Source organism: Streptomyces sp. NPDC086777 (assembly GCF_040702065.1).
Taxonomy (GTDB): domain Bacteria; phylum Actinomycetota; class Actinomycetes; order Streptomycetales; family Streptomycetaceae; genus Streptomyces.
In genome coordinates, this window is the sequence record NZ_JBFBJI010000051.1 from 50,855 (window position 1) to 59,912 (window position 9,058).

9 protein-coding genes are annotated in these 9,058 nt (G+C 71.2%); 7 read left to right on the forward strand and 2 right to left on the reverse strand.

Annotation, left to right across the window (positions count from 1 at the left end):
* Positions 1–49: 49 nt before the first annotated feature.
* Positions 50–2,194 carry a serine/threonine-protein kinase gene (locus tag AB0472_RS41170; protein WP_366364488.1) on the reverse strand — a complete coding sequence of 715 codons (2,145 nt, stop codon included), beginning with the start codon at positions 2,192–2,194 and terminating at the stop codon, positions 50–52.
* A 180-nt stretch (positions 2,195–2,374) separates the two neighbouring features.
* Here AB0472_RS41170 and AB0472_RS41175 point away from each other — a divergent pair, with 180 nt between their 5' ends.
* From AB0472_RS41175 to proC, 7 genes are all read left to right on the forward strand, one after another.
* Entirely contained in the window at positions 2,375–2,701 is a 327-nt protein-coding gene (locus AB0472_RS41175; protein WP_366364489.1) for an SH3 domain-containing protein, read from the forward strand.
* Positions 2,702–2,776: 75 nt separating this feature from the next.
* Positions 2,777–3,058: a peptidase gene (locus AB0472_RS41180; protein ID WP_366364490.1), complete on the forward strand. Its 282-nt coding sequence runs from the start codon at positions 2,777–2,779 to the stop codon at positions 3,056–3,058.
* A 55-nt stretch (positions 3,059–3,113) separates the two neighbouring features.
* Positions 3,114–3,620, forward strand: coding sequence for an EamA/RhaT family transporter (locus tag AB0472_RS41185; RefSeq protein WP_366364491.1), 507 nt, complete (start codon positions 3,114–3,116; stop codon positions 3,618–3,620).
* Between the two features lie 76 nt (positions 3,621–3,696).
* Entirely contained in the window at positions 3,697–4,500 is an 804-nt protein-coding gene (locus tag AB0472_RS41190) for a class I SAM-dependent methyltransferase (RefSeq protein WP_366364492.1), read from the forward strand.
* A gap of 405 nt (positions 4,501–4,905) precedes the next feature.
* Positions 4,906–5,715 carry an ABC transporter ATP-binding protein gene (locus AB0472_RS41195; RefSeq protein ID WP_366364493.1) on the forward strand — a complete coding sequence of 270 codons (810 nt, stop codon included), beginning with the start codon at positions 4,906–4,908 and terminating at the stop codon, positions 5,713–5,715.
* Positions 5,712–6,500 (forward strand): ABC transporter permease, encoded by a 789-nt coding sequence (locus tag AB0472_RS41200; RefSeq protein ID WP_366364494.1) that lies wholly within the window; start codon positions 5,712–5,714, stop codon positions 6,498–6,500. Before AB0472_RS41195 ends, AB0472_RS41200 begins: the two co-directional genes overlap by 4 nt.
* Before the next feature lie 68 nt (positions 6,501–6,568).
* The gene (gene proC, locus AB0472_RS41205; protein ID WP_294009600.1) at positions 6,569–7,381 is read left to right on the forward strand and encodes a pyrroline-5-carboxylate reductase; all 813 of its coding nucleotides are present in this window, start codon (positions 6,569–6,571) and stop codon (positions 7,379–7,381) included.
* A gap of 86 nt (positions 7,382–7,467) precedes the next feature.
* Here proC and trpS read toward each other — a convergent pair whose 3' ends face one another.
* Positions 7,468–8,538, reverse strand: coding sequence for a tryptophan--tRNA ligase (trpS, locus tag AB0472_RS41210; protein ID WP_366364495.1), 1,071 nt, complete (start codon positions 8,536–8,538; stop codon positions 7,468–7,470).
* Positions 8,539–9,058 lie beyond the last annotated feature (520 nt).

The following is a 9,058-nucleotide window of genomic DNA, read 5'->3' on the forward strand; positions in this document are numbered from 1 at the left end:
CGGAAGGGGCCGCCTCCCGTACGGAGGCGGCCCCTTCTCTCCGGCCCCGCTACCAGCCGCCGGGCTCCGCCGCGTCCACGGCGAAGACGGTGCCGTCGGGGGCGGCGGCGTAGACGTGGGAGTCGAGGAGCAGGGGGGCGGGCACCGAGGTGGTGACTCCGCCCGAGCCCGTTCCGAAGCGGGCCGAGGTCTGCCCGGCGGCCGCCCCGCTGCGTGCGTCGACGGCCATGAGCCGGCCGTCGGCGGCCGAGAAGTACACGTGCCGGCCGTCGGCGACGGGCACCGAGCCCCGGCTGACCGAGGTCTCCGCATGCCAGGCGCGTCTGCCCGCCGTCATGTCGACGGCGTCCAGCGAGCCGGTGGCGGCCAGCACATAGACCACGCCGCGGTCCGCCCCGGCCTGCGCGTCCTCACGCGGCACGGGCAGTTTGACCCTGCGGGTCTCCCCGGACGCCGGCGCGTAGCGGACGACGGCGACGGCGTCGCCGTAGACCGGATCGGCGGACAGCAGGAAGACCGTCCCGTCCTGTGCACCGACCGGCTTCAGCAGTCCCTGCAGCCGGCGGGTGTCTCCCCGTACCTCTCCGGTGGCCGGATCCAGGACGGTGACCTGTGTGCTGGTCCCGTCCGCGGACGTACTGGTCACGTACGCCGAGGACGGATCCGCGGCGAAGAAGTCGATGCGCGCTGTGCCGTGCACCCCCGTCGACCGGCTCCACCTGGTCGCTCCGGTGGCGCTGTCCACTCCGGTGACCGTGCCGTCGGCGCGCGCCAGCAGGAGCATGTCGCCGGCGTACCTCATCCCTCTGCTCTCGGGCAGGTCACGCTGCCATCGGCTCCTGCCCGAGGCCGGGTCCAGCGCGGTCACCTGCCGGGCCTCGTCGGTGACGAGCTGGAGGAGCCCGCCGGAGAGGACCGGGGGCCGGTTCCCGTGGGCGTTCACGACGGTGTGCCGCCAGAGCACGTCACCCGTCGCCGGGTCCAGGGCGAACGCCACCGACGCCTCGGTGCAGAACAGTCTTCCCTCCCCGGCGGTGCACTGGGGAGTGGTCGCGTCCTTGGCGACGGGCTTGGCCTGCCAGGCGGAGAAAGCGGCCGCCGTCGTCCTCGGGTTGCCGACCCGCGGCCGCGCGGTACCCCCGGCGCCCCACTCGACCAGGGCAGCGACCGCGCCGAGCGCGAGGACAACGGCGCCCGTGGCCAAGGCGACTCGCCTGCCGGGCCGAGCTCTGCCCTGCGGCCGCGGTCTCCCGTCCTCCTGGGGCTTGTCCGCCGTCTTCTGCGGCGGCTCCGGTTGCACGGCCTCGCCGGTGTCGCCGTCGACGCTCGCCCGCTGCGCCGGTATGAACATCTGCGTGTCGTACGAAGCTGACAACGACCGCAGTTCCCGCATCAGTTCGTCGGGCGTCGGCCGGTCCTCGGGCTCCTTTGCGAGGCACCGCAGCACCACCGGCGCGAGCTCCTCCGGTACGCCGGTGAGATCGGGCTCGTCGTGTACGACCTGGTAGGCGACGACATACGGGCTGTCGGAGTCGAACGGCCCCTGCCCCGTCGCCGCGTGCACCAGCACCGACCCGAGCGCGAAGATGTCGGCGGCTGGCCCCACCTCACGCGGCCGCCGGAACTGCTCCGGCGCCATGAACGGCGGCGTGCCGATCAACTTCCCGGTCTCGGTCCGCAGTTCGCTGTCTTTCGGCCGGGAGATACCGAAGTCGATGACCTTCGGACCGTCCTCGGCGAGCAGTACGTTGCTCGGCTTGAGATCCCGGTGGACCACGCCGACCCGGTGGATGTCGCGCAGCGCCTCCGCCAGTCCGGCCATCAGCCTGCGCAACTGGGCCGGAGCCATCGGACCGTTCCGCTTCACGTGCTCGGAAAGGGTCGGCCCGGGGATGAAGAGGGTGGCCATCCAGGGCCGTTCGGCCTCGGGATCGGCGTCCACGACGGGGGCGGTGAAGGCGCCGCTGACCTTGCGCGCGGCAGCCACCTCCTGCCGGAAACGGCCCCTGAACTCACGGTCCTTGGCGTACTGGGCATGCACGACCTTCACCGCGAGCTTCAGCCCCGAGGTGCTGCGGGCCAGATGCACCACGCCCATGCCACCGGAGCCCAGGCAGGACTCCAGACGGTAGTGCCCGGCATACTCGGGAAGTTCCGCTTCCGCGCCCGCTCCGGTGTTGCGCTGTGGCGTCAAGGGACCACCCCCGTGCTGTTTCCGCGGAGCGCGACTCCCGGAGCCTAGTCGATGACTCGTACGAGACAGAGGCGGCTTGCTAGCCTCCGCGTGCGAGTTACGGACATGTGTTTCGTGGCTCGAATGAGGGGAATCAACGGGACTCCATGGAACTCATGGGTCCAGTGGGGGGAGCAGTACATGTCTGTCGATCACGTGCAGGAAGCCGAAGGCAGCGGCGAGGAAAGTGCCGCCACGACGCTGGCGGCAACCACCACAGTCCGCTACTACCCGGTCGCCCCGGGCGTCCGCCTGAACGTCCGCAGCGGCCCGGGCACCGGCTACGACATCACCCGGACCCTCCCCGAGGATGCCAAGGTCCCGATCTACTGCCAGACGCCGGGCACCTCGGTGTCCGGTTACTACGGCACGTCGAACATCTGGGACAACATCAGCAACGGCGAGTTCGTGTCAGACGCCTACGTCCACACCGGCAGTGACGGCTACGTGGCCGACCGCTGCTCCTGACCGGTCCAGGGGGACTGGATGACACCCTTAAGACGCGCTTCCGTCCTTCTCGCGAGCTCCGCGGGAGCCTTCCTCATGGTGCTGGGGTCGGCCTCCGTCGCCGCCGCCGTCTCGACCTACCCGGTGGCCCCCGACGTCCGCCTGAACGTCCGCGGCGGCCCGGGCACCGGCTACAGCATCACCCGGACCCTGCCCGAGAACACCAGGGTCCCGATCTTCTGCCAGACGCCGGGGACCTCGGTGTCCGGTTACTACGGCACGTCGAACATCTGGGACAACATCGACAACGGCGAGTTCGTCTCGGACGCCTACGTCAACACGGGCAGTGACGGCTACGTGGCCGACCGCTGCGCCTGACCCGCACACCACCCCGACCCGGAGCCCGCGCGGCACCCGGCGCCATAATCGTCCCGTGAGCGACGAACCAGGCACCCCGGACACCCCCGCGGGCTCCACCGGCGGTCCCCGCCCCGAGCCCCTCCGTTTCTTCGGCACGTCCTGGGTGAACCACGACGACGGCTACACCGCCCGCCGGATCGGCGTGGCCGTGGGCTCGCTCGCCGCAGCCGTCGGCTCCTGCCTGGTCCTGCGCCTCGCCTACGAGGGCGTCCAGCTCGCCGACACCGGCGCCTTCGTGTCCGTCCTCGTCGTCGCGATGTTCGCCATCTGCAGCGCCCTGGCCTTCCGCAACACCTGGGAGTCCTTCGGCAAGCGCCCCGACCCCGAACGCCAGGCGTCCCTGCGCGGCCTCCTCGCCATCGGTTTCGTCGGCTCGCTCCTCGCCTACTTCTGCCGCTCCCTCGCCGAGGCCCCCGGCGAGAAACTCCACCGCGCCGAGTACGACACCGCCGTCAAGGAACACGAACGCCGCAGCACCCGCCGCTCGGGCAACCCGTCGAGGAAGAAGCGGAAGCCCTGAGGCCGACGGGGCCGGATCCGGACCACCTCCCGGACATTCCTGTCCGCCCCGCCCCGCCCCCGGGGACCATGGCTGTATGACCACAGGCCAGTCGCAGTCGCAACCCCGGAACCCGACCTCCCACCACGCCGCACGCGCGCACTCCTTCAACGCCGCCGCGGCCCAGTACGCCGCGAACCGTCCCTCCTACCCGCCCGCTCTCCTCGACGCCGTCGAGGAGGAGGCCGGACGCTCCCTCGCGGGCGCCCGGGTGGTCGACGTCGGCGCGGGCACCGGCATCGCGACCGCCCTCCTGCACGCGCGCGACGCCGAGGTGATCGCGGTGGAGCCGGGGGAGGGCATGGCGGCGCAGTTCCACGCCACCCGCCCCGGCATCCCGATCGTCCGCGGCAACGGCAACGCCCTTCCGTTCGCCGACGCCACCGCCGACTTCCTCACCTACGCCCAGGCCTGGCACTGGACCGACCCGGCCCGCTCCGTGCCGGAGGCGCTCCGCGTGCTGCGTCCCGGTGGGGCGCTGGCGCTGTGGTGGAACACCAGCGCCCTCGACGTCGGCTGGATCGCCGACGCCTCCGAGCGCATCGGCAGCTTCTTCGGTACCGACACCACGTTCGAGCAGCGCAAGGGAGCCGACAGCACCGACCTCGCCGACCCCAGCGGCCGGCTCCGCTTCGCCCGCCGCGAGGTCCGCTGGAGCCGCCGGGTCCCGGTCGACACCCACCTCGCCAACATCGGCAGCCACTCGGCGTTCCTCGTCATCTCCGAGGCCCGCCGCGCCGCGTTCCTCGCCGAGGAACGCGCCCACCTCCTGAAGGTCTTCCCGGACGGGATCGTCGAGGAGACGTACGACGTCCTCCTCCTAGTCGCCCGCAACACCTGAGCACTGCCGACTCCCACCGCCCCGCGGCAGCGATACGGCCGCGGGCCGGTGGGGGCTGGTCGCACCGTTCCTCCCTCAGCCTTCGGCCGGGGGCCCCAGCGTCCCTTGGGGTGGCGCCGTCCGGTCGTTTCTCCTCTGCGTCGTCCTCAGCCTGGGCGTTGTCGGCGACACCGGCCCTGCCGCAGTGATTCGGCCGCGGGCCGGTGGGGGCTGGTCGCACCGTTCCTCCCTCAGCCTTCGGCCGGGGGCCCCAGCGTCCCTTGGGGCGGCGCCGTCCGGTCGTTTCTCCTCAGCGCGGCAGGCGGTACCCCGCAAGCGTCGGTCAGTCCCCCATCCGCCGACCTGCCCCGGCGCTTTCACCGCCTCCCCTTGACGACCCACCCCCTCCCGAGCATTATTCATCACATGGTGAATTATTCGCCGGAGCCGTCCCAGGCCACCGGCAACCCAGACCTGCCCCCCGCCGTCCAGGCCGCCGGACTCACCGCGGTCCGCGGCCCCCGCACCGTGCTGCGCGGACTCGACTTCACCGTCCCGCGCGGTCAGATCACCGGCCTCCTCGGCCCCTCCGGATGCGGCAAGTCCACCCTGATGCGGTCGATCGTCGGCACCCAGGCCAAGGTCACCGGCACCCTGAACGTCCTCGGCCGGCCCGCCGGACACCCCTCCCTGCGCACCCGCATCGGCTACGTCACCCAAGCCGCCTCCGTCTACGACGACCTGACCATCCGCCAGAACCTGGACTACTTCGGCGCGATCCTCGACCCCACCCGCCCCACTGCCGCCCGCCGCGCCGACGTCGACCGTGTCCTCGGTGAAGTCGACCTCACCGGCCACGCCGACGCCCTCGCCGGCAACCTCTCCGGCGGCCAGCGCAACCGCGTCTCCCTCGCCGTCGCCCTGCTCGGCAGCCCCGAACTCCTCGTCCTCGACGAACCCACCGTCGGCCTCGACCCCGTCCTGCGCCGCGACCTCTGGAACCTCTTCCACTCCATCGCCGCCACCCGCGGCGCCACCCTCCTCATCTCCTCCCACGTCATGGACGAGGCCGAACGCTGCCACCGCCTCCTCCTCATGCGCGAGGGCGAGATCCTGGCCGACGACACCCCCGAGGCGCTGCGCACCCGCACCGGCTCCGACACCGTCGAGGCCGCCTTCCTCCACCTCGTCGACGAAGCCGCCGCCAACTCCCGCACGAAGGAAACGGCCCGATGACCACCCAGACCACGACCACCACCGCCGGCACCGTCCCCGTCGGCGCCCTGAACCTCTCCCGCACCACAGCCACGGCCGCCCGCGTCCTGCGCCAGCTCCGCCACGACCCCCGCACCATCGCGCTACTGATCCTCATCCCCTGCCTGATGCTGGTCCTGCTCCGCTACGTCTTCGACGGCAGCCCGCACACCTTCGACAACATCGGCGCCTCGCTCCTCGGCATCTTCCCGCTCATCACGATGTTCCTGGTGACCTCCATCGCCACCCTCCGCGAACGCACCTCGGGCACCCTCGAACGACTCCTCGCCATGCCCCTCGGCAAAGCCGACCTCATTGCCGGCTACGCCCTCGCCTTCGGCATCCTCGCGATCATCCAGTCGGCCCTCGCCACCGGCCTCGCCGTCTGGCTCCTGGGCCTCGACGTCACCGGCTCCCCCTGGCTCCTGCTCCTGGTCGCCCTGCTCGACGCCCTGCTCGGCACGGCCCTCGGTCTCTTCGTCTCGGCCTTCGCGGCCTCCGAGTTCCAGGCGGTCCAGTTCATGCCCGCGGTGATCTTCCCCCAGCTCCTCCTCTGCGGCCTCTTCACCCCTCGCTCCGAGATGCACCCCGTCCTCGAAGCCGTCTCCGACGTGCTGCCCATGTCCTACGCCGTCGATGGCATGAACGAGGTCCTCCACCACACCGACATGACCGCCACCTTCGTCAGGGACGTCCTGATCGTCGCCGGCTGCGCCCTGCTGGTCCTGACCCTCGGAGCGGCCACCCTGCGGCGGCGAACCGCCTGACCCGCCGCCGACGTCCGGTCGGCGGACAACCGGCCCCGGCCCGCACCCCCGGTGCCAGACTGAACCGCATGAGTCAGAAAGTCGCAGTCCTCGGCACCGGCAAGATCGGCGAAGCCCTGCTCAGCGGAATGATCCGCGCCGGCTGGGCCCCGGCCGACCTCCTGGTCACCGCCCGCCGCCCCGAACGAGCCGAAGAACTCCGCGCCCGCCACGGAGTCACCCCGGTCACCAACCCCGAGGCCGCGAAGACCGCCGACACCCTGATCCTCACGGTCAAGCCCCAGGACATGGGCACCCTCCTCGACGAACTCGCCCCGCACCTCCCCGCCGACCGTCTCGTCATCAGCGGCGCCGCGGGCATCCCCACCTCCTTTTTCGAGGAACGCCTCGCCACCGGCACCCCGGTCGTCCGCGTCATGACGAACACCCCCGCCCTCGTCGACGAGGCGATGTCCGTCATCTCCGCCGGCACCCACGCCACCGAGGCCCATGTCGCCCACGCCGAGGAGATCTTCGGCGCCGTCGGCAAGACCCTCCGGGTACCCGAGTCCCAGCAGGACGCCTGCACCGCCCTCTCCGGCTCGGGCCCGGCGTACTTCTTCTACCTGGTCGAGGCCATGACCGACGCCGGCATCCTGCTCGGCCTGCCCCGCGACAAGGCCCACGACCTCATCGTCCAGTCCGCGATCGGCGCCGCCGTGATGCTCCGCGACAGCGGCGAACACCCCGTCAAACTCCGCGAGAACGTCACCTCGCCCGCCGGTACCACCATCAACGCCATCCGCGAACTGGAGAACCACGGCGTCCGCGCCGCCCTCATCGCCGCCCTCGAAGCCGCCCGCGACCGCAGCCGCGAACTCGCCTCCGGGAAGAAGGACTGAGGCCCGGCCCCGGAACCCCGGGGCCGGCGGGGCGGTGGTCCGCCGTTCCACCGGCCCCGCCGCCCCTCGCTCTACCGCCCCTTGCTCTACCGCGCCGCGTTGAGCGCGGGCCCGGCCGTCACCGAGCCTGCCCCCGAACGCGAGCCCGAGCCGGAGAAGCCGTCCGGCGGCAACAGCCCGATCGCCCGGTAGGCCGTATCGACGATCGGCCGGGCGATCGCCCGAGCCTTCTCCGCCCCATGCCGCAGCACCCCCTCCACATATCCCGGATCGGCACACAACTCCTTGTGCCTGGCCTGCACGGGCCCGAGCGTCTCCAGCACCGCCTCCGCGGTGGCCTCCTTCAGAGCGCCGTACGAATCGTGAACGGTTGCCAGTGACTCAGGGTTCCCGCCCGTGCACGCAGCGAGAATCTCCAGCAGGTTCGCGACCCCCGGCCGCTCCTCCCTGTCGTACACGACCTCCCGCCCGCTGTCCGTCACGGCCCGCATGATCTTCTTCCGGATCACGTCCGGCTCGTCGAGCAGATAGACGATCCCGGGACCGGAGTCGTCGCTCTTGCCCATCTTCGCCATCGGGTCCTGCAGGTTCATCACCCGCGCCGCCACCGTCGGCACGGTCGCCCTCGGCACCACGAACGTGTGCCCGTACCGCTGGTTGAACCGCACCGCCAGATCCCGGGTCAGCTCCACGTGCTGCGCCTGGTCGTCCCCGACCGGCACCTCGTCCGCCCCGTACGCCAGGATGTCCGCCGCCATCAGCGCCGGATACGTCAGCAGGGACAGCCGCACGCCCCGCCCCCGCGCCCCCTCGCTCGCGACCTTCTCCTTGTACTGGATCATCCGCCGCATCTCACCGTCGGTCGCCACGCACTCCATGACGTACGACAGCCGGGTGTGCTCGTCGACATGGCTCTGCACGAACACGGTGCACAGCTCCGGATCCAGCCCCGTCGCCAGCAGCAGCGTCGCCGCCTGCCGGGTGAGCCTGCGCAGCCGGGCCGGATCGTGGTCCACGGTCATGCCGTGCAGATCGACGACGCAGAACACCGCGTCGGACCGGTGCTGGTCCACGGCGGCCCACTGCCGCATCGCCCCCAGGTAGTTCCCCAGTGTCAGGTGCCCGGTCGGCTTGATCCCGCTGAAGACCCGTGTCATTCCCTCTCCACCTCCTGGTCGAGGCCGCCGCCCCCGGCGGCCGGCCCTCAGGGGTTCTGGAGGGAGATACGCGAACGGCCGCCGAAGCGGCGGCCGTTGAGTACGTACGTGAGCGCGGCCGCCGTCAGGCGGGCCACCACTGCTGGGAACACGTACGCGTAGTCATGCCGCCCACCATACGCCGCCGGGGTCCCGTCGGGCCGCAAGTTGACACGCCCCGACCGGATACGTACTGTTCTCCGAGTTGTCCGACGTGAGCGCCGACTCCGGTCGGTCCCCGGACAGCCATTCCGCAAGTACCTGCCACCAATCGGCGACCTGTCGTCGTGGTCATTGGCGTGCGTATTCGCGTAATGAGGAATCCACGTTCGAAAGGACGCGGCCCCCGATTAGCTCGGAGGCTGGGAATCCGCTAAAGTCTCACTCGTCGGAACGGCCCAACAGCCGCGAAGACACCACCCGCTGACTGGGAATCAGACGCCGAAAGGATCTGATAGAGTCGGAACCGCCGGAAAGGGAA